Annotated in this window: 18 protein-coding genes; 15 read left to right on the plus strand and 3 right to left on the minus strand. The window is 62.5% G+C overall.

Annotated features, from left to right (window positions below):
- The 9 genes from murD (at position 1) to lpxC (ending at position 10,389) form a co-directional block, all read left to right on the plus strand.
- Positions 1–1,347: a UDP-N-acetylmuramoyl-L-alanine--D-glutamate ligase gene (gene murD / locus EGJ86_RS17750; RefSeq protein WP_177432879.1), complete on the plus strand. Its 1,347-nt coding sequence runs from the start codon at positions 1–3 to the stop codon at positions 1,345–1,347.
- Positions 1,347–2,564, plus strand: a complete 1,218-nt coding sequence (gene ftsW, locus EGJ86_RS17755; RefSeq protein ID WP_125836011.1) for a putative lipid II flippase FtsW — start codon at positions 1,347–1,349, stop codon at positions 2,562–2,564. The genes murD and ftsW overlap by 1 nt, the downstream gene beginning before the upstream one ends.
- Entirely contained in the window at positions 2,554–3,624 is a 1,071-nt protein-coding gene (gene murG / locus EGJ86_RS17760) for an undecaprenyldiphospho-muramoylpentapeptide beta-N-acetylglucosaminyltransferase (RefSeq protein ID WP_125836012.1), read from the plus strand. Before ftsW ends, murG begins: the two co-directional genes overlap by 11 nt.
- Positions 3,617–5,059 (plus strand): UDP-N-acetylmuramate--L-alanine ligase, encoded by a 1,443-nt coding sequence (murC, locus tag EGJ86_RS17765; RefSeq protein WP_106732779.1) that lies wholly within the window; start codon positions 3,617–3,619, stop codon positions 5,057–5,059. Before murG ends, murC begins: the two co-directional genes overlap by 8 nt.
- Positions 5,056–5,997 (plus strand): D-alanine--D-alanine ligase, encoded by a 942-nt coding sequence (locus tag EGJ86_RS17770; RefSeq protein ID WP_125836013.1) that lies wholly within the window; start codon positions 5,056–5,058, stop codon positions 5,995–5,997. The genes murC and EGJ86_RS17770 overlap by 4 nt, the downstream gene beginning before the upstream one ends.
- A 3-nt stretch (positions 5,998–6,000) precedes the next feature.
- Entirely contained in the window at positions 6,001–6,867 is an 867-nt protein-coding gene (locus tag EGJ86_RS17775; protein WP_092380089.1) for a cell division protein FtsQ/DivIB, read from the plus strand.
- 15 nt (positions 6,868–6,882) lie between these two features.
- A complete protein-coding gene (gene ftsA / locus EGJ86_RS17780) occupies positions 6,883–8,130 on the plus strand; it encodes a cell division protein FtsA (protein WP_017678973.1) in 1,248 nt (415 codons plus the stop codon).
- 42 nt (positions 8,131–8,172) lie between these two features.
- Positions 8,173–9,366: a cell division protein FtsZ gene (ftsZ, locus tag EGJ86_RS17785; protein WP_021488111.1), complete on the plus strand. Its 1,194-nt coding sequence runs from the start codon at positions 8,173–8,175 to the stop codon at positions 9,364–9,366.
- Positions 9,367–9,477: 111 nt separating this feature from the next.
- Positions 9,478–10,389, plus strand: coding sequence for a UDP-3-O-acyl-N-acetylglucosamine deacetylase (gene lpxC, locus EGJ86_RS17790; RefSeq protein ID WP_092380093.1), 912 nt, complete (start codon positions 9,478–9,480; stop codon positions 10,387–10,389).
- 154 nt (positions 10,390–10,543) lie between these two features.
- Here lpxC and EGJ86_RS17795 read toward each other — a convergent pair whose 3' ends face one another.
- Positions 10,544–10,999: a DUF721 domain-containing protein gene (locus tag EGJ86_RS17795; RefSeq protein WP_106732781.1), complete on the minus strand. Its 456-nt coding sequence runs from the start codon at positions 10,997–10,999 to the stop codon at positions 10,544–10,546.
- A 78-nt stretch (positions 11,000–11,077) separates the two neighbouring features.
- Between EGJ86_RS17795 and EGJ86_RS17800 the strand changes: the two genes are divergently transcribed.
- From EGJ86_RS17800 to EGJ86_RS17825, 6 genes are all read left to right on the plus strand, one after another.
- Positions 11,078–11,998: a M23 family metallopeptidase gene (locus tag EGJ86_RS17800; RefSeq protein WP_106732782.1), complete on the plus strand. Its 921-nt coding sequence runs from the start codon at positions 11,078–11,080 to the stop codon at positions 11,996–11,998.
- A 238-nt stretch (positions 11,999–12,236) separates the two neighbouring features.
- The gene (secA, locus tag EGJ86_RS17805; RefSeq protein WP_125836014.1) at positions 12,237–14,972 is read left to right on the plus strand and encodes a preprotein translocase subunit SecA; all 2,736 of its coding nucleotides are present in this window, start codon (positions 12,237–12,239) and stop codon (positions 14,970–14,972) included.
- Positions 14,973–15,112: 140 nt separating this feature from the next.
- The gene (gene argJ, locus EGJ86_RS17810) at positions 15,113–16,330 is read left to right on the plus strand and encodes a bifunctional glutamate N-acetyltransferase/amino-acid acetyltransferase ArgJ (RefSeq protein WP_125836015.1); all 1,218 of its coding nucleotides are present in this window, start codon (positions 15,113–15,115) and stop codon (positions 16,328–16,330) included.
- Positions 16,331–16,461: 131 nt separating this feature from the next.
- Entirely contained in the window at positions 16,462–17,094 is a 633-nt protein-coding gene (locus EGJ86_RS17815) for a glutathione S-transferase family protein (RefSeq protein ID WP_125836016.1), read from the plus strand.
- Entirely contained in the window at positions 17,091–18,041 is a 951-nt protein-coding gene (locus tag EGJ86_RS17820; RefSeq protein ID WP_125836017.1) for a Nudix family hydrolase, read from the plus strand. Before EGJ86_RS17815 ends, EGJ86_RS17820 begins: the two co-directional genes overlap by 4 nt.
- Positions 18,042–18,145: 104 nt before the next feature.
- A complete protein-coding gene (locus EGJ86_RS17825; RefSeq protein ID WP_106732786.1) occupies positions 18,146–18,601 on the plus strand; it encodes a transposase in 456 nt (151 codons plus the stop codon).
- Between the two features lie 104 nt (positions 18,602–18,705).
- Here EGJ86_RS17825 and EGJ86_RS17830 read toward each other — a convergent pair whose 3' ends face one another.
- Positions 18,706–19,281 (minus strand): cob(I)yrinic acid a,c-diamide adenosyltransferase, encoded by a 576-nt coding sequence (locus EGJ86_RS17830; RefSeq protein ID WP_125836018.1) that lies wholly within the window; start codon positions 19,279–19,281, stop codon positions 18,706–18,708.
- A 3-nt stretch (positions 19,282–19,284) separates the two neighbouring features.
- The gene (locus tag EGJ86_RS17835) at positions 19,285–21,303 is read right to left on the minus strand and encodes an ATP-binding protein (protein ID WP_106732788.1); all 2,019 of its coding nucleotides are present in this window, start codon (positions 21,301–21,303) and stop codon (positions 19,285–19,287) included.
- Positions 21,304–21,369 lie beyond the last annotated feature (66 nt).

The raw sequence follows: 21,369 nt of genomic DNA on the forward strand, positions 1-21,369 counted from the left end.
GTGTCATTGATCGCTTCCGACCAGTTCCGCATCGTTGTCGGCCTCGGCAAGAGCGGCATGTCCCTGGTGCGCTTCCTTGCGCAGCAGGGCGTGCGCTTTGCCGTGGCCGATACGCGCGCGAACCCGCCGGAGCTGGAGACGCTCAAGCGTGATTACCCGCAGGTGGACGTACGTTGCGGCGAGCTGGACGTGGACTTCCTCTGCCGCGCCTCGGAGCTGTACGTGAGCCCCGGCCTGGCGGTGGCGACTCCGGCGCTGGCCGAAGCGGCGGCGCGTGGGGTGAAACTGTCCGGCGATATTGACCTGTTCGCTCGCCATGCCAAGGCGCCGATCATCGCTATCACCGGTTCCAACGCCAAGAGCACCGTCACCACCCTGGTCGGCGAGATGGCGGCTGCGGCTGGTAAGCGCGTGGCGGTGGGCGGCAATCTCGGTACGCCGGCGCTGGACCTGCTGGCGGACGACGTCGAGCTGTATGTGCTGGAACTGTCCAGCTTCCAGCTGGAAACCACCGATCAGCTCAACGCTGAAGTGGCCACCTGCCTGAACATCAGCGAAGACCACATGGACCGCTACAGCGGTCTGCCTGCCTATCACCTGGCCAAGCATCGAATCTTCCGTGGCGCCCGTCAGGTGGTGATCAACCGTGACGACGCATTGTCGCGTCCGCTGATCACCGATCAGGTGACCAGTTGGGAATTCGGCCTGGGCAAACCGGACTTCAAGCGCTTCGGCCTGCTCGAAGAGAACGGCGAGAAATCCCTGGCGTTTCGCTTCGATGCATTGCTGCCGGTGAGCGAGCTGAAGATCCGCGGCGCGCACAATCAGTCCAACGCCCTGGCGGCGCTGGCGCTCGGTCATGCCGTCGGCCTGCCGATGGAGGCGATGCTCGCCACTCTGCGCCAGTTCGCTGGTTTGCCGCACCGCTGCCAGTGGGTCGGTGAGCGCGGCCGCGGGAGTTACTACGACGATTCCACGGCCACCAACGTCGGTGCGGCGCTGGCAGCCATCGAAGGCCTGGGCGCGGATATCGCCGGTAAGCTGGTACTGATCGCTGGCGGTGACGGTAAAGGCGCCGACTTCTCGGCGCTGAAAAATCCGGTCGCGCGCTTCTGCCGTGCGGTGGTGCTGCTCGGTCGTGATGCGGGGCGCCTTGCCGACGCGTTGGGCGATGCGGCGCCGCTGGTGCGGGTCGAGACCCTTGACGAGGCCGTGCAGCGTTGCAGCGAGTTGGCGGAGGCCGGCGACGCCGTGCTGTTGTCGCCAGCGTGCGCCAGCCTCGACATGTTCAAGAATTTTGAAGAACGCGGGCGGCTGTTCGCCCAGGCCGTGGGAGGGCTGCGCTGATGCTTGGCTTCCTGCGCGTGCGTCCCTCGCCGCTGTTCGGTCGCGGTTTAGATGTCGATTTCCCGATGCTCGCGGGCTGCCTGGGCCTGCTCGGCCTGGGCCTGGTGATGATCACCTCGGCGTCGTCGGAAGTCGCAGCGGCGCTGTCCGGCAACCAGCTGTATCACATGATTCGCCACCTGATTTATCTGGTCATCGGTCTTGGCGCTGCCGGCATCGTGCTGATGATTCCGATGAGCTTCTGGCAGCGCTATGGCTGGATGCTGCTGCTGGCGGCGTTCGGTTTGCTGGTGTTGGTGCTGATCCCCGGCATTGGTCGCGAGGTCAACGGTGCGCGGCGCTGGATCGGCTTCGGCGCGTTCAACGTGCAGCCCTCGGAAATCGCCAAGGTCTTCGTCGTCGTCTACCTGGCCGGCTACCTGGTGCGCCGTCAGGAAGAGGTGCGCGAGAGCTGGATGGGCTTCTTCAAACCGTTCGTGGTACTGCTGCCGATGGCTGGTCTGCTGCTGCTGGAGCCGGACTTCGGCGCCACCGTGGTGATGATGGGCTCGGCCATGGCCATGCTGTTTCTCGGCGGTGTCGGCATGCTGCGCTTCGGCCTGATGGTGGCCCTGGCAGTCGGCGCCGTGTTCGTCCTGGTGCAGACTCAGGAATATCGCCTGCAGCGTCTGATCACCTTCACCGATCCCTGGGCCGACCAGTATGGCTCGGGCTACCAGCTGACTCAGGCGCTGATCGCCTTCGGTCGTGGCGAGTGGTTCGGCGTGGGCTTGGGTAACAGCATCCAGAAGCAGTTCTACTTGCCCGAAGCGCACACCGACTTCGTCTTCTCGGTCCTGGCCGAGGAACTGGGCTTCGTCGGTGCACTGGCGACCCTGGCACTGTTCGTCTTCGTCTGTGTGCGCGGCCTGTACATCGGCCTGTGGGCCGAGAAGGCCAAGCAGTTCTTCTCCGCCTATGTGGCCTACGGCCTGTCCTTCCTGTGGATCGGCCAGTTCCTGATCAACATCGGCGTGAACACCGGACTGCTGCCAACCAAGGGTCTGACCCTGCCGTTCCTCAGCTACGGCGGCTCGTCGTTGGTGATCTGCTGCGTCAGCCTGGCAGTCCTGCTGCGTATCGAATGGGAGCGGCGCAACGTACTGGGCAACGAGGATATCGAGTTCAGCGAAGAGGATTTCGCCGAGCCGAACAAGGAGGTCGCCCATGCGCGGTAATGTCCTGATCATGGCTGGCGGCACCGGCGGCCACGTGTTCCCGGCGCTGGCCTGTGCGCGCGAGTTCCAGAGCCGTGGCTATAGCGTGCATTGGTTGGGTACGCCGCGCGGCATCGAGAACGAGCTGGTACCGCAAGCCGGTCTGCCCCTGCACCTGATCAACGTCAGCGGTCTGCGTGGCAAGAGCAAGCTGGCGCTGCTCAAGGCGCCGTTCCAGCTGTTGCGTTCGCTGCTGCAGGCGCGCCGCATCGTGCGCGAGTTGCAGCCGGTCTGCGTGCTGGGCATGGGCGGTTACGTCACTGGCCCGGGCGGCCTGGCTGCGCGTATGGCCGGCGTACCGCTGGTGATCCACGAGCAGAACGCCGTGGCCGGTACCGCCAACCGCCTGCTGTCGCGTATCGCCACGCGCATCTGCGAAGCCTTCCCGAATACCTTCGGTGTATCCGACAAGCGGCGCACTACCGGCAACCCGGTGCGTGAGGAGCTGTTCCTGGAAACGCCGCGCGAGCCGCTGGTGGGCCGCAAGCCGAAACTGCTGGTGCTGGGCGGTAGCCTGGGCGCCGAGCCGCTGAACAAATTGCTGCCGGCTGCACTGGAGAAAATCCCCGCCGACGTGCGTCCGCAGGTGTTTCATCAGGCCGGTAAACAACATGCCGAAATCACTGCGGAGCGTTATCGCGATGCCGCGGTCGAAGCCGAGGTCGCGCCCTTCATCAAGGACATGGCACGTGCCTATGGCTGGGCCGATCTGGTGGTGTGCCGCGCTGGCGCGCTGACCGTCAGCGAACTGGCGGCAGCAGGTCTGCCATCGTTCCTCGTGCCGTTGCCGCACGCGATCGACGACCACCAGAGCCGCAATGCCGAATACCTGGCGAAGGAGGGCGCCGCTGTCCTTCTTGCGCAACATGCCACTGACGCGGACACGCTTGCCGCGCAGCTCACCGAGGTTCTGATGCACCTGGAAAAACTCAATGTCATGGGCGCCACCGCGCGTCGCTTGGCCAAGCCCGATGCAACCCGCACGGTGGTCGACATCTGCCAGGAGGTGATGCATGGCTAAGTCGCCTGCTGCGGTCAAGGCTGAAGTACGGCGTATGCGCCGTATCCGCCGCATCCACTTCGTCGGTATCGGCGGCGTGGGCATGTGCGGTATCGCCGAGGTGCTGCTCAATCTGGGTTACGAAGTGTCCGGCTCCGATCTCAAGGCGTCGGCCGTGACCGAGCGCCTGGAAAACTTCGGGGCGACCATTTTCATCGGTCACCGCGCGGAAAACGCCGAGCAAGCCGATGTGCTGGTGGTATCCAGCGCCGTCAACACCAGCAACCCGGAGGTCGCCACTGCGCTGGAGCGTCGTATTCCGGTAGTGCCGCGTGCCGAGATGCTCGCCGAGCTGATGCGCTACCGTCACGGCATCGCCGTCGCCGGCACCCACGGCAAGACCACTACTACCAGCCTGCTGGCATCCGTGTTCGCCGCTGGCGGCCTTGATCCGACCTTCGTCATCGGCGGTCGCCTGAATGCTGCCGGTACCAACGCCCAGCTCGGCTCCAGCCGCTTCCTGATTGCCGAGGCCGACGAGAGCGACGCCAGCTTCCTGCACCTGCAACCGATGGTCTCGGTGGTCACCAACATCGACGCCGACCATATGAGCACCTATGGCGGTGACTTCAACAAGCTGAAGAAGACCTTCATCGAGTTCCTGCACAACCTGCCGTTCTATGGCCTGGCCGTGCTCTGCGTGGATGATCCGGTGGTGCGCGAGCTGCTGCCGCAGGTCGGCCGCCCGACCATGACTTACGGTTTCGCCGAAGATGCCGACGTGCGTGCGATCAACGTACGCCAGGAAGGTATGCGCACCTATTTCACCGTGCTGCGCCCTGACTGCGAGCCGCTCGACGTGTCGGTCAACATGCCGGGTAACCACAACGTTCTCAATGCGCTGGCGACCATCGCCATTGCTACCGACGAAGGCATCGATGATGCAGCCATCGTCAGCGGCCTGGCGGGCTTCCAGGGCGTCGGTCGACGCTTCCAGGTCTACGGCGAACTGCCGGTGGATGGCGGCAGCGTGATGCTGGTCGACGACTACGGCCATCACCCGCGCGAAGTGGCTGCGGTGATCAAGGCTGTGCGCGGTGGTTGGCCGGAGCGTCGTCTGGTGATGGTCTATCAGCCGCACCGTTACAGCCGCACCCGCGACCTGTACGACGATTTCGTGCAGGTGCTCGGCGAGGCCAATGTGCTGCTGCTGGTCGAGGTCTATCCGGCTGGCGAGGAGCCGATTCCAGGTGCCGACAGCCGTCAGCTGTGCCACAGCATTCGTCAGCGCGGCCAGCTCGATCCGATCTATGTCGAGCGTGGCGCCGACCTGGCGCCGCTGCTCAAACCGCTGCTGCGTGCTGGCGACATCCTGCTGTGCCAGGGCGCTGGTGATATCGGCGCAGTGGCGCCGCAACTGATCAAGCACCCACTGTTCGTGGGGGAGTCGAAATGAGTTTGCACAGTACCCTCGATCCCAAGGCTTTCGGTCGCGTCGCCGTGCTGTTCGGCGGCAAGAGCGCCGAGCGCGAGGTGTCGCTGAAATCCGGCAACGCCGTGCTCAGCGCCCTGCAGGCAGCTGGCGTGGACGCCTTCGGCATCGACGTGGGGGATGATTTCCTGCAGCGCCTGAACCGCGAGAAGATCGATCGCGCTTTCATCGTGCTGCACGGCCGTGGTGGCGAGGACGGCTCCCTGCAGGGCCTGCTCGAGTGCGCCGGCATTCCCTACACCGGCAGCGGCATCCTCGCCTCGGCGCTGGCCATGGACAAACTGCGTACCAAGCAGGTCTGGCACAGCCTCGGCCTTCCGACGCCGCGTCATGCCGTGCTGACCTCGCAGGCTGATTGCGAAGCTGCTGCCGCCGAGCTGGGCTTCCCGCTGATCGTCAAACCAGCCCATGAAGGCTCGAGCATCGGCATGGCCAAGGTCGAAAGCGTCGAGGCGCTGATCGCTGCCTGGCAGGACGCCGCACGCTACGACAGCCAGGTGCTGGTCGAACAGTGGATCGCCGGTCCTGAATACACCATCGCCGTACTGCGTGGCGAAGTGCTGCCGCCCATCGGGCTCGGCACCCCGCACACTTTTTACGACTACGACGCCAAGTACCTGGCCGATGACACCCAGTACCGCATTCCCTGCGGCCTGTCTCCTGAGAAGGAAGCAGAGCTGAAAGCGCTGACCGCACGCGCTTGCGAGGCGGTGGGCACTCAGGGCTGGGCGCGCGCCGATGTGATGCAGGATGCCAGCGGCCAGTTCTGGCTGCTGGAAGTGAACACCGTACCGGGCATGACCGATCACAGCCTGGTGCCAATGGCCGCGCGTGCTGCCGGCCTGGATTTCCAGCAACTGGTGCTGGCTATCCTGGCTGACAGCGTCGAGGCGAGGGGTTAAGCGATGAGCATCGCTCTGCGCCATCAAGACTCGCTGAGGGCTCCGCAACGCGGCAAGCCCGCGCCGCGTGGCGCCAGCCGTCTGGTGACCAAGGAGCCGATGCGCCTGCGTCTGCCCAAGCCGGATTTCTCTTGGGTGGGCCGCTTGCTCTGGCCGCTGGCGCTGGTCGGCCTCGGTTTTGCTGCCTATGAAGGTGCACAGCGTCTGCTGCCCTACGCCGACCGCCCGATCGCGCGCATCAGCGTGCAGGGCGATCTGGCTTACGTCAGCCAGCAGGCGGTACAGCGGCGGATCGCGCCGTTCATCGAGGCGAACTTCTTCAGCGCTGACCTGCGCGGCATGCGCGAAGAACTCGAACGCATGCCCTGGATCGCTCATGCCGAAGTGCGTCGCGTCTGGCCGGATCAGATCGACGTACGCCTCGAAGAGCAGTTGCCGATCGCCCGTTGGGGTGACGAAGCGCTGCTCAATAACCAGGGCCAGGCGTTCGCGCCGCAGGAGCTGGACAACTACCAGCACCTACCGCAGCTGTCCGGCCCGAAGCGGGCGCAGCCGAAGGTGATGCAGCAGTATCAGATGCTCAGCCAATTGCTGCGGCCGATGGGTTTCACCGTGGTCGGGCTGCAGTTGCGCGAGCGCGGCAGCTGGTTCCTTTCGGCCACCGAGAACGCCAGCGGGCAGCGTATCGACATCCTGCTGGGACGTGATCACGTGGTTGAAAAAATGCGTCGGTTTGCCGCCATCTATGAGCGGGAACTGAAAGAACAGAGCGCGAACATCGCGCGCATCGACCTGCGTTATGCCAACGGCCTGGCCGTGGCCTGGCGTGAGCCGGTGGAGCCGGCTGCGGCCGAGCAGAAAGTGAATTGAGGAGAGGCAGGACTAATGAATAGCGCGCAGAGCGGCAAGATGATCGTTGGCCTGGACATCGGCACCTCCAAGGTGGTGGCGCTGGTGGGCGAGGTGACGGCCGACGGCCAGCTGGAAATCGTCGGTATCGGCACTCATCCCTCGCGCGGGCTGAAGAAGGGTGTGGTGGTCAATATCGAGTCCACCGTGGCCTCGATTCAGCGCGCCGTGGAAGAGGCGCAACTGATGGCGGGCTGCCGTATTCACTCGGCGTTCGTCGGTGTGGCCGGCAATCACATCCGTAGCCTGAACAGCCACGGCATCGTTGCCATCCGTGATCGCGAAGTGAGCCCGGCCGATATCGAACGCGTGCTCGACGCCGCGCAGGCCGTCGCCATTCCGGCGGACCAGCGCGTGCTGCACACCCTGGCGCAGGATTACGTGATCGACAACCAGGAAGGCGTGCGCGAGCCGCTGGGCATGTCCGGTGTGCGCCTGGAAGCCAAGGTGCACGTGGTTACCTGTGCCGTGAACGCCGCGCAGAACATCGAGAAGTGCGTGCGTCGCTGCGGTCTGGAAGTCGACGACATCATCCTCGAGCAGCTGGCATCCGCGTACTCGGTACTGACCGAAGACGAGAAGGAGCTGGGCGTGTGCTTGGTGGATATCGGCGGTGGCACCACCGATATCGCCATCTTCACCGAAGGCGCGATTCGTCATACCGCGGTGATTCCGATTGCTGGTGACCAGGTTACCAACGACATCGCCATGGCCCTGCGTACGCCGACCCAGTACGCCGAAGAAATCAAGATTCGCTACGCCTGCGCCCTGGCCAAGTTGGCCGGTGCTGGCGAAACCATCAAGGTGCCTAGCGTCGGTGATCGTCCGCCGCGTGACCTGTCGCGTCAGTCCCTGGCCGAAGTGGTCGAGCCGCGTTACGACGAGCTGTTCACCCTGGTGCAGGCCGAGCTGCGCCGCAGCGGCTACGAAGACCTGATTCCCGCCGGCATCGTCATGACAGGCGGTACGGCGAAGATGGAAGGCGCGGTGGAACTGGCCGAGGAAATTTTCCACATGCCGGTTCGACTGGGCGTACCGCACAGCGTCAAGGGCATGGGCGACGTGGTGCGCAACCCGATTTATTCCACCGGTGTGGGCTTGCTGTTGTACGGGCTGCAGAAGCAGAACGACGGCATTTCCATGTCGGTAGGCAGTCCTTACCAGGACGAAAACAAAACCCCGGTACTCGAACGCATCAAGCGTTGGGTGCAAGGCAATTTCTAAATTTGCAGTAGGCGTTACAACTAGAAAGGAAGGAGAGGGATCATGTTCGAACTAGTAGATAACATTCCGCAAAGCGCGGTTATCAAAGTAATCGGTGTCGGTGGTGGCGGCGGTAACGCAGTCAATCACATGGCGGTCAGCAACATCGAGGGCGTCGAGTTCATCTGTGCCAACACCGATGCGCAGGCGCTGAAGAACATCGGCGCACGTACCGTGCTGCAGCTCGGCCCGGGCGTGACCAAAGGCCTGGGCGCTGGCGCCAATCCGGAAGTCGGTCGTCAGGCCGCGCTGGAAGATCGCGAGCGCATCGCTGAAGTGCTGCAAGGCACCGACATGGTGTTCATCACCACTGGTATGGGTGGCGGTACTGGCACCGGCGCTGCACCGGTCATCGCCGAGGTGGCCAAGGAACTGGGCATCCTCACCGTGGCCGTGGTCACCCGCCCGTTCCCGTTCGAAGGCAAGAAGCGCATGGTCATCGCCGATGAAGGCATCCGCGCGCTGTCCGAGAGCGTCGACTCGCTGATCACCATCCCCAACGAAAAACTGCTGACCATCCTCGGCAAGGACGCCAGCCTGCTGTCCGCCTTCGCCAAGGCTGACGATGTGCTGGCCGGCGCCGTGCGCGGTATTTCCGACATCATCAAGCGTCCGGGCATGATCAACGTCGACTTCGCCGACGTGAAAACCGTGATGAGCGAAATGGGCATGGCGATGATGGGCACTGGCTGCGCCAGCGGTCCGAACCGTGCGCGTGAGGCAACCGAAGCGGCCATCCGCAACCCGCTGCTGGAAGACGTCAACCTGCAGGGTGCGCGCGGCATTCTGGTAAACATCACTGCCGGTCCGGACCTGTCGCTGGGTGAGTACTCCGATGTGGGTAACATCATCGAACAGTTCGCTTCCGAGCATGCCACCGTCAAGGTCGGCACCGTGATCGACGCCGACATGCGCGACGAACTGCACGTCACCGTGGTCGCTACCGGCCTCGGCGCGCGCATGGAGAAGCCGGTCAAGGTGGTCGACAACACCGTTCAGGTCGCCGTCAGCCAGCCGGTTGCCCAGCAGCCTGCCGCGCAGCCGCGCAGCGAGCAGTCGGTCAACTACAAGGACTACGAGCGTCCGACCGTGCAGCGCCAGAGCCACGGTGGCGCCGCCACTGCAGCCAAGCTCAATACCCAGGATGATCTCGATTACTTGGATATCCCGGCTTTCCTGCGTCGCCAGGCTGATTGATGGAATTTATCAGGAGCATATGGGTGATTGGTGTTCAGCAAAGGTCGGTTCTGCTATTATTCCCGACCATTGTTGAAAATAATTCGCAACTAGCGATATAGCGGCCAAGCCATGATCAGACAACGCACCCTGAAAAACATCATCCGTGCCACCGGCGTTGGCCTGCATTCGGGGGAGAAGGTTTACCTGACCCTGAAGCCGGCTCCGGTGGATACCGGTATCGTGTTTCGTCGTACCGACCTCGACCCCGTGGTGGAAATCCGCGCGCTGGCCGGGAATGTCGGTGAAACCACCATGTCGACCACGTTGATCAATGGTGATGTCAAGGTGGATACGGTAGAGCATCTGCTTTCGGCCATGGCAGGCCTGGGCATCGATAACGCCTACGTCGAGCTCTCCGCGTCCGAAGTACCGATCATGGATGGCAGTGCTGGTCCCTTTGTGTTCCTGATTCAATCCGCTGGCCTGCAGGAGCAGGAAGCGCCGAAGAAGTTCATCCGCATCCTGCGTGAGGTGACTGTGGAGGAGGGCGACAAGCGCGCCACCTTCGTACCTTTCGACGGTTTCAAGGTGAGCTTCGAGATCGACTTCGATCACCCCGTGTTCCGCAATCGCACGCAGAGCGCCAGTGTGGATTTCTCCAGCACGTCTTTCGTCAAGGAAGTCAGCCGGGCCCGCACCTTCGGTTTCATGCGTGACATCGAGTTCCTGCGTTCGCAGAACCTGGCGCTCGGTGGCAGTGTGGAGAACGCCATCGTGGTCGACGAACATCGTGTGCTCAATGAAGACGGCCTGCGTTACGAGGACGAATTCGTCAAACACAAGATTCTCGATGCCATCGGTGACTTGTACCTGCTGGGTAACAGCCTGATCGGCGAGTTCAAGGGCTTCAAGTCTGGTCACGCGCTCAACAATCGTTTGCTGCGCACGTTGATCGAACAGACCGATGCCTGGGAAATGGTGACCTTCGAGGACGCCAAACTCGCACCGATCTCTTACATGCGCCCGGTTGCGGCGGTGTAAACACACTCTCTTTCCAGCTTCAATTGAGGCCACCTTCGGGTGGCCTTTTTTATGGCGCGTGGTTGAGTCGGAGGTGAGTGCTGCAACGATTCATGGCGCCAATCATCTGGCGAAAGCGGCAAAAAAGACGTTTACCGACGAACGGAATTAGGGGTCATTCGTCTTTCTGCGTATGGCTGGCCAGGCGCTCAAGCGCGGCGCGTAGCCTGGGATCGCTGATGCCTTCGGCTGTCGCCTGGATGCTTTGTGCGGCGTTATTGGACAAGTGCAGGGTGCGACCGGTTCCACGATTCTGGCCGCCTTGAGGTTGCACCTTGAACATGATTTTCGTTAAGGTCGCGAATTCTTCGAGTGCCTGTAGTTGTCGTTGCAGTCTTCTTTGCTGATAACGCAGGCGTGTTGCCCAGTGGCCATCGGTCACGATCAATAGCAAGCAGCCGTCTCGCCAGGACGCTACATGACAGTGTTCCCGGGCAGCAGGCTGTAGCTGGCTATCGACAAGACGCTGTAGGTGAGTAAGGCGTTGCGCCTGACCGAACAGCGCTTTCAGGGGCTTGGCTTCGCGTAACAGCTTAGCGGGTGCCTGAGCCGGCAAGGGACGAAACGTCATGGCAGGAAGCCTTAAGTTGCAGAGCCGTCATGGTAGCAGAGCGTGCTGCCGGCCTGTGCTCTGCGAAAAGGGGAAGCCATGCATATCATTCTGCTAAATAGCCGTCACGGTTCGGCGCGAACGATCAATCTGGACCTGCGCTGGTTGTTGCTGTCGGCGGTCCTGCTGCTGGTCCTGAGCCTGGGTGCCGGTGCAGCAATGGGCGCCAAGTGGTTGACCGCCGAGCCGGTGGTCGACACCTCGCTGGCCGAAGCGCTCGATCTGCAGCGTGAACAGGTTGGCGTGGTACGCCAGGACGCACAACGTCAGCTCGACGCCTTTGCTGTGCATGTCGCGGAACTGCAGGCGCGCCTCACGCGGCTCGATGCTCTGGGCGAGCGCCTGACCGAATTGGCGGAGCTGGACGCAGGCGAGTTCGATTTTTCCCTCAGTGTCGGGCAGGGCGGCGCGGAAGATGCGCTGGGCGCTTCGGCCTATGCACCGCCACCTTTCATGAGTGCGCTTGACAGTCTGGCGCTGCGAGTGGAAAGCCGCGAGCAGCAGTTGGAAGTGCTGGAGCAGCTGCTTGGCGAGCGTCGCCTGAGTGAAGCTGAAACACTCTCTGGTCGCCCGGTTTTGCAAGGTTATGTGTCGTCGCCTTTCGGGCGTCGCGTGCACCCGCTGACCGGTCGCGTGAGTGTCCACAAGGGTGTCGACTTCGCCTCCAAGCCGGGGAGCGATGTGGTGTCGGTGGCGGCGGGTATCGTCACCTTCTCCGGCAAGAAGAACGGTTATGGCAACGTGGTTGAGATCAGTCACGCCGATGGCTACGTCACCCTCTATGCCCACAACCAGAGCAACACTGTGCAGATCGGTGATCTGGTGCAGCGCGGCGAGACCATCGCCAAGGTCGGTCGCAGTGGTCGCTCCACCGGTTATCACGTGCATTTCGAAGTCAGCAAGGATGGCCGGCAGGTCAATCCTGCCCTTTATATCGCGCGCGCCAACGGCGTCGAGTGAGTCGGGGCAACAGGCTGACCTTGAATTGCCAGCATTCATCCCCATATAAAGTTTCACGCCGCGCCCCTGGCTGACCGGGGATGCGTGGCCTGCGCCATTATGCGGCAGCAACGGGCTGACAACGTCACTTTCCTCCCTGAGTTTTCCGGGTAGAATGCCCCCTTCGCCCGCAGCCATGCTGGCTGCCAGGTCGCGATTTGCGCCGACCTCCATCCATTCGCCGGAAGATCCTGTCGATATGTTTGCGCCTCTGTTTAAAAAACTTTTCGGAAGCAAGAATGAGCGTGAAGTCAAACGCTTGGTCAAGGCGGTGCAGTCCGTCAACGTCCTCGAAGAGCAGATGATCGCCCTGTCGGACGAGCAACTGCGTAGCAAGACCGAAGAGTTCAAGGGCCGACTGGCTCAGGGCGAAACCCTCGACAAGCTGCTTCCCGAAGCCTTCGCTGTGGCCCGTGAGGCCGGTAAGCGAGTGATGGGCATGCGCCACTTCGATGTGCAGCTGATCGGCGGCATGGCCCTGCATGAAGGCAAGATTGCCGAGATGCGTACCGGTGAGGGCAAGACCCTGGTAGGAACCCTGGCGGTCTACCTCAACGCGCTGTCCGGCAAGGGCGTGCACGTGGTCACGGTCAACGAATACCTGGCCCGCCGCGACGCCAACTGGATGCGTCCGCTGTATGAATTCCTGGGCTTGTCGGTGGGCATCGTTACCCCCTTCCAGCCGCCGGAAGAGAAGCGCGCTGCTTACGCCGCCGACATCACCTATGGCACCAACAACGAATTCGGTTTCGACTACTTGCGTGACAACATGGCCTTCAGCCTGGAAGACAAATTCCAGCGCGAGCTGAATTTCGCCGTGATCGACGAAGTCGACTCCATCCTCATCGACGAAGCCCGTACCCCGCTGATCATCTCTGGTCAGGCTGAAGACAGCTCCAAGCTGTACATCGAGATCAACAAGCTGATCCCGCGCCTCAAGCAGCACATCGAGGAAGAGGAAGGCGTGGTGACTCAGGAAGGTCACTACAAGGTCGACGAGAAAACCCGCCAGGTCGAGCTCAACGAAGCTGGCCACCAGTATGTCGAAGAGATGCTTACCGCAGCTGGCCTGCTGGCTGAAGGCGAGAGCCTCTATTCCGCGCACAACCTTGGCTTGCTGACCCATGTTTACGCCGGCCTGCGTGCGCACAAGCTGTTCAACCGCAACGTCGAGTACATCGTGCAGAACGGTCAGGTGATCCTGATCGACGAGCACACCGGTCGTACCATGGCCGGTCGTCGCCTCTCCGAGGGCCTGCACCAGGCCATCGAGGCGAAGGAAGGGGTGAACATCCAGGCCGAGAGCCAGACTCTGGCCTCGACCACCTTCCAGAACTACTTCCGCCTTTACAACAAGCTGTCCGGCATGACCGGTACCGCCGATACCGAGGCCTTCGAGTTCCGTCAGATCTACGGTCTGGACGTGATGGTGATCCCGACCAACAAGCCGATTGCGCGCAAGGACTTCAACGACCTGGTTTATCTGACCCAGGAAGAGAAGTACCAGGCGATCATTGCTGATATCAAGGATTGCCAGGCCCAAGGCCGGCCGATCCTGGTGGGTACCGCCACCATCGAGACCTCCGAGTACGTCAGTCAGTTGCTGAATCAGGCAGGCATCGAGCACAAGGTCCTCAACGCCAAGTTCCACGACAAGGAAGCCGAGATCATCGCCCAGGCCGGTCGTCCGGGCGCGCTGACCATTGCCACCAACATGGCGGGTCGTGGTACCGACATTCTTCTCGGCGGTAACTGGGAAGTGGAAGTGGCGGCGCTGGAGAACCCCACCGACGAGCAAATCGCGCAGATCAAGAGCGAGTGGCAGAAGCGTCACCAGCAGGTGATCGAAGCCGGCGGCCTGCACGTGATCGCCTCCGAGCGCCACGAATCGCGTCGTATCGACAACCAGTTGCGTGGTCGTGCCGGTCGTCAGGGTGACCCGGGCTCCAGCCGCTTCTACCTGTCGCTGGAAGACAACCTGATGCGTATCTTCGCCTCGGATCGGGTGAAGAATTTCATGAAGGCCCTCGGCATGCAGTCCGGCGAGGCCATCGAGCACCGCATGGTCACCAACGCCATCGAGAAGGCCCAGCGCAAGGTCGAGGGGCGTAACTTCGACATGCGTAAGCAACTGCTCGAATTCGACGACGTGGCCAACGAGCAGCGCAAGGTGATCTACCACATGCGCAACAGCCTGCTGGCTGCCGAGAGCGTTGGCGACACCATCGCCGAGTTCCGCGAGGAAGTGCTGACCACCGCAGTCAACAACCATATTCCGCCGCAGTCGATGCCGGAGCAGTGGGACGTCGCCGGTCTGGAGTCCACCCTGCAGAGCGATTTTGGCATCAAGCTGCCGATCCAGCAGTGGCTGGATGAAGACGACAAACTGTATGAAGAAACCCTTCGTGAGCGCATCCTTGCCGAGCTGCTGAGCGCATACAACGAGAAGGAAACCCAGGCCAGCGCCGAGGCTTTGCGTACCTTCGAGAAACAGATTCTGCTGCGCGTACTGGACGATCTGTGGAAAGACCACCTGTCGACCATGGATCACCTGCGTCACGGGATTCACCTGCGTGGCTACGCGCAGAAGAACCCCAAGCAGGAATACAAGCGCGAGTCCTTCGCCCTGTTCCAGGAGCTGCTGGAGTCGATCAAGCGCGATGCCATCCGCGTGCTCAGCCACGTTCAGGTGCGTCGCGAAGATCCGGCCGAAGAAGAAGCCCGGCTGCGCCGCGAGGCAGAAGCCATGGCCGAGCGCATGCAGTTCCAGCACGCAGACGCCTCGGCACTGGCGGCTGAAGAGAACGATGGCGCAGAAGGCGACGTTGCCATGGCCGCCGCGCCGGTACGTGCCGAGCAGAAGGTTGGCCGTAACGAGCCGTGCCCTTGCGGTTCGGGTAAGAAGTACAAGCACTGCCACGGTCAGATCGGCTGATCGGATCGCTTGCAGTAGCGGGCGCTTCGGCTATGCTGCCAGCGCCCTGACAACGCCGCGAACGGCCCAGCCGCTCGCGGCGTTTTACCATCTCATTCGGTCGCCGAAGCGATCACCGTATATCTGAAGGAGCGCATCTCATGGCTGTTGGTCTTGGCCCGCTGTCTACCCTGCACCCGGTTCCTGGTTTCGAGCTGGGCATCGCCTCGGCCGGCATCAAGCGTCCTGGGCGCAAGGATGTGGTGGTGATGCGCTGTGCCGAAGGCTCGCGTATCGCCGGGGTGACCACCACCAACGCCTTCTGCGCGGCCCCTGTGCTGATCACGCGCGAGCGTCTGGGCGGCGAAGTGCGTTACCTGCTGACCAATACCGGCAATGCCAACGCTGGTACCGGCGCCGATGGCCTGGCCCGTGCGCGTCGCTCCTGTGCGCGCCTGGCTGAACTGACCGGTGTTACCGAAAGTGCCGTGTTGCCATTCTCCACCGGTGTGATCGGCGAGCCGCTGCCGGTCGAGAAGATCGAGTCCGCGTTGCAGGCCGCGCTGAATGACCTCAAGGCTGACAACTGGGAAGCTGCCGCCACCGGCATCATGACCACCGACACCCTGCCCAAGGGCGCCAGCCGTCAGTTCCAGCATGATGGCGTGACCATCACCGTGACCGGCATCTCCAAGGGCGCTGGCATGATCCGCCCGAACATGGCCACCATGCTTGGCTACATCGCCACCGACGCCAAGGTCGCACAGGGCGTGCTGCAGGATCTGGTGCGCGATGCGGCGAATAAGTCGTTCAACCGCATCACCATCGACGGTGACACCTCCACCAACGACTGCTGCATGCTGATCGCCACCGGCCAGGCCGCACTGCCTGAGATCAGCGACGCCTCCGGTGAGCTGTTCGCCAAGCTCAAGCAGGCTGTGTTCGAAGTGTTCATGGAAGTGGCGCAGGCCATCGTCCGTGACGGTGAGGGCGCGACCAAGTTCGTTACCGTGCAGGTCAACGGCGGCGGTACTCATCAGGAGTGCCTGGACGTGGCTTATGCCGTCGCTCACTCGCCGCTGATCAAGACCGCGCTGTTCGCCTCCGATCCCAACTGGGGGCGTATCCTCGCGGCTGTCGGCTATGCCGGTGTACCGCAACTGGATGTGAGCAAGATCGACGTGTTCCTTGGCGAAGTCTGCATCGCCAGCAAGGGTTGCCGTTCGACCACCTACACCGAAGAGCAGGGCGCAGCAGTGATGGCGCGTGAGGAAATCACCATCCGCATCGAGCTGGGTCGCGGCAGCTGCAGCGAGACCATCTGGACCACCGACCTGTCCCACGAGTACGTCAAGATCAACGCCGAATACCGCACCTGATCAGTCCCGGCCGTACACTATTCCCGCGCCTCATGACCCCATGACGCGCGGGAATTTGCTATTCGGTGGTCGGCCTTTTAACGTCGAGCGACTTCGGGGTATTTCCAGGAACGTAGGCGAGGACACGCAAGATGGCACTGCAACTGGTGATTGGCGACAAGAACTATTCCTCCTGGTCTCTACGTGGGGCGCTCGCGGTCGATCTGGCCGGTGCCGACTGCGAAGAGCTGCGGGTACGTTTGTTTCAGCCTGACAGCCGCGCACAACTGTTGCGCTATTCGCCCACCGGCAAGGTGCCGGTTCTGCTGACCGAACAGGGGGCGGTGTGGGACTCCCTGGCGATTGCCGAGTACCTGGCCGAGTGCTATCCAGAGGCGCAGCTGTGGCCGCAGGACTGTCAGGCTCGCGCGCTGGCACGCAGTATCTGTGCAGAGATGCACAGCGACTTCACTGCGCTACGCAGTCATATGCCCATGGATCTGGCACGGGACAAGGCGCTGGCCGAACTGCCTGACGAGGTACAGGCCGATATCGATCGCATCTGCGCTATCTGGGCCGGCTGCCGTGAGCGTTACGCCAGTACCGGCAACTACCTGTTTGGCCAGGTCAGCATTGCCGATGCCTTCTTCGCGCCGGTCGCCGCGCGACTGCGCAGCTATCGTGTGGCGCTACCGACAGCGGCAGCGGCCTATGTCGAATCCATCTATCGTTGGCCGGCGTTCCAACGCTGGTATCAGGCAGCATTGCAGGAGGTGAAGGAGTGAAGCGTGTTCATGTCGCCGCAGCGGTGATTCGGGGTGTCGATGGACGCATCCTGATTGCCAAGCGCCCGCAGGATAAGCACCAGGGTGGTCTGTGGGAGTTTCCCGGCGGCAAGGTGGAAGAGGGCGAGGCAGTGCACGTCGCCCTCGACCGTGAGTTGCAGGAAGAGCTTGGCATCCGTCCGCAAGCGGCGCGTGCGCTGATTCAGATTCGCCACGATTACCCGGACAAGCAGGTGTTGCTGGACGTCTGGGAAGTCTCGACCTTCAGCGGTGAGCCGCATGGCGCAGAAGGCCAGCCGCTGGCCTGGGTCAGCGAGCGGCAACTGCTGGAGTACGAGTTTCCCGCTGCCAACAAGCCCATCGTCGCCGCCGCGCGCCTGCCGGATCGTTACCTGATTACCCCTGACGGCCTGGAACCGAGCGAGCTGCTCGCCGGCATCCGCAGTGCCCTGGCGCAAGGTGTCCGGTTGATTCAGCTGCGTGCGCCGAACATGTTCGACCCGCAGTATCGCGACCTGGCAGTCGACGTGCAGGGCCTGTGCGCCGGCAAGGCGCAACTGATGCTCAAGGGACCGCTGGAATGGCTGGGCGACTTTCCGGCGGCAGGCTGGCACCTGACCGCCGAGCAGCTGCGCAAGCATGCCGCTGGCGGCCGGCCTTTCCCGGAGCATCGCTGGCTGGCAGCGTCCTGCCACAGTGCCGAGGAGCTGGCGTTGGCAGCGCAGATGGGTGTGGATTTCGTCACCCTGTCGCCGCTGCAGGCGACCGCAACGCATCCCGAAGCACTACCGCTGGGTTGGGAGGCAGCAAGCGAGATGCTGACCCATTTCAACCTGCCGGCTTATCTGCTGGGCGGCGTTGGCCCGGCCGATATCGAGCGCGCCTGGCAGATTGGCGCCCAGGGTGTGGCGGGCATTCGCGCGTTCTGGCCGGCCAATGGGGTGTAGGAGCGAGCTCTGCTCGCGAACATTGGAGAGGGTTAAGAAGCTTCGCGAGCAGAGCTCGCTCCTACGGTCTATACCTGAGGTAGCATGCAAACAGGAGGCAAGGAATGCCCCATTACCATACGTCTCATCTGCGAAACGGTCGCTTTTCTGAGCCTGGCCGCATCTATGCGATTACAGCCGTTACCCACTGTCGAAAAGCTTTGTTTCACGACTTTTTCGTGGGGCGGCTTCTGATCGACGAATTACGCCTCGCTGAGGCGCAAGGCCTCGTCACCTCGTTGTGTTGGGTTGTTATGCCGGATCACTTTCACTGGTTGTTTCAACTAGGACAGTGCGACTTGGAGAGGTTATTGCGGCAGGTAAAGTCGCGTAGTGCCAAGGCAATCAACCAACGCTTGCAGCGGAGCGGTAGGGTCTGGCAATCCGGCTACCACGACCGGGCTTTACGCCGAGAGGATGACGTACGTGATTTCGCTCGGTATATCGTCGCCAACCCTTTGCGGGCCGGTTTGGTAAAGCAACTCGCCGATTATCCGTTGTGGGACGCCGTATTTCTGTAGGAGCGAGCTCTGCTCGCGAACATCGGCGAGTCTAAGAAGCTTCGTGATTAGAGAACTAGGAGTCCCCCTCGCTCCTACCCTCCGTCTACATGTGAGGTCGCGATTTACGGCTTGTCTGCAGCTTTCCACAGAACTTCGGCAATGCCCTGGCGCTTGGCGATCAGGCGGGCGGCGACGAACAGCAGGTCGGAGAGGCGATTGACGTAGGCCAGGCCCTCGGCGCGTAGCGGCTCGACGGCATTGAGGTGTTGGCAGCGGCGCTCACTGCTGCGTGCGAGGCTGCGGCACACGTGGGCCTGGGCGATCAGCCTCGAGCCGCCAGGCAGGATGAAGTTCTCAAGAGGCCCGACCTCTTCGTTCCAGCTGTCGATGGCGGCCTCCAGGCGCTGCACTTCCCCCTGTTGCAGTGCCTGATACTCGGGCATCGCCAGTTCGCCACCGAGGTCGAACAGGCGGTGCTGGCAGGAGCTCAGCACTTCGCTGATTTCCTTGAGCCCTGGCCAGGTCGTGGCTGCCTCGTCGAGTTCGGCGAGTAGCAGGCCGAGCTGACTGCTGAGTGTGTCCAGCTCGCCGATGGCCTCGATACGTGGGTGGTCCTTGCCGACCCGGCGGCCGTTGGCGAGACCGGTTTCACCCTTGTCGCCGGTGCGGGTATAGATCTTCGAGAGGCGAAAGCCCATGGCTCAGAGTCCTGTTTGGGCGGGCAGCGAGGCGAGCGGCAGGCGCAGGGTGAAACAGGTGCCCTGGCCTGGCGTGGAGTGCACCTCCATCTGCCCTTTGTGATTGTTGGTGATGATGAAGTAGGAGACAGCCAGACCGAGCCCGGTGCCCTGACCGACCTCCTTGGTGGTGAAGAAAGGCTCGAAGATGCGCTTGCGTACCGCCTCGCTCATGCCGGTGCCGTTGTCTTCCACCTGTACTTCTGCCCAGCTGCCGACCTGCCTCGTGCGCAGGGTGATGCGGCCGGATTCTACACCCTCATCGCGCTGGTGAATTGCCTGGGCAGCGTTCTTCAGCAGGTTCAACAGTACCTGCTCGAGCTCGTTGGCGGTGCCTGCCACCGGGCCTAGCAACGGGTCGAACTGACGCACGATCTCCAGGGTCTTGAAGTCGAAGCTGTCGGTCAGATCGAAGTCATTGCCGGCGATCTCCAGGGCCTGATCGATCAGTGCCGGCAGATCGCAAGGTGAAAGCTGGCGGTCGCTACGGCGGCTGAAACTGAGCATGTGGCTGACGATCTTGGCCGCGCGCTGGCCGGCCTGCTGGATGCCGTCGAGCAGGCGTGGAACCTCGCGCGCCTCCATGTAATGCTCAATCGCAGGCAAGCTGACGCCGGCCTGTTCGGCCTGTTCTACGTTCTTCTCCAGGCCCGGCGACAGGCGTCGACGAATGTTCTGCACGTTATGCAGGATGGCGCCAAGCGGATTGTTGATTTCATGTGCCATCCCAGCCGCCAGGCCGCCGACCGAGAGCATCTTCTCCGACTGCACCATCATTTCCTCCAGGGCCAGGCGCTGGGTGATGTCGTCGATGCGGATCACCACGCCTCGGCCGGCGCCGCCCATCAGCGGGTAAAAGGTCAGGGCGTAGTGGTGAGGCTCTTCGTCCTTGTGCCAGGTTACGCGCTCGATCTTCTCCACGCGATGTTGCTCGGCGGTGCGCTTGAGCTGCGCGAGAAAGGGTTTCAGCGGCGGGAAGGCGAGAAACACCGGCTGGTTCAGCGCTTCTTCCAGGCGCGTACCTGACAGGGCGCTGGCTTCCTGATTCCACTGCGTCACGTAGAGCTGTTCGTCGAGGGCGATCAGCGCCGAGGGCATGGAGTCGATGATGCTGTTGAGGTAGTTCTGAAAACCGGTGAGCTTCTTCTCGATCTTGCTGCGCACCTGCACTTCCAGCTCCAGCTTGCGGTTGGAGTGACGGGTTTCCTCGGCCAGGCTCTGTGCCTGATCGAAGGCCTGCTGGGCGTCGTCGCGAGCACGTTTGAGCTGCTGTTCGCGAGCTTCCATGCGCATCAGCATGGTATTGAACGCATCGGCCAGGCTGCCGATTTCATCCTGGTTGCCGCGATTGGCGCGCAGCGCATAGTTCTCTTCGCGGGTGACCTGGCGTGAGAGCTCCTCCAGGCGGCGAATGGGCTTGGTCACCAGGCGTTTGATCTGCCTGGCTACCAGCATCCACAGCAACACGCTGAACGCCAGAATCACCAGGCTGGCTGTCAGCGTTCCGGTATAGAACGCGCCAGGCAATTCGCTGGAAGCCACCAGCAGCAGGGCTCCGGGATGACCGCTAGGGTGCGGTAGGTCGACCAGCAGGTTGGTGCGAAAGGCCGTTTCGCGCCAATGTGGCAGCTGGCTGAGCTCTTGCGGCAGCTGCAATTTTTCGCCGCGCTGCAGTTGCGCCAGGCTGTCGCCGTTGCTGTCGTAGATCACCGCGGCACGCAGTGGCGCGTATTCATCCAGGCGCTTGAGCAGGGCCTGGGCCGAGGCTGGTGAGTTCAGTGCCTCTTTGCTGAGCGTCGGGCTGGCGATGAGCCGACCGAGGGTGTGCAGAGCCTGCGGCGCCATGCTCTCCTGGGTGATCCAGTAGGCTGCGCTGATGAAGGCCAGGTTGGCCACCAGCATCACTGCGGCGAGCAATACCAGCAGCGCGGCTAGCAGTTTGCGGCCTACTGGCAGATTTTCGAGGCGCTGACGCAGTCTCATGAGGGTATCGTTGTGGCGGGTGAAGACGGCAGGTTAGCGCGCCAGGGCAGTCATTGCCACGGCCAG

This window comes from Pseudomonas sp. o96-267 (genome assembly GCF_003935465.1).
GTDB lineage: Bacteria > Pseudomonadota > Gammaproteobacteria > Pseudomonadales > Pseudomonadaceae > Aquipseudomonas > Aquipseudomonas sediminis.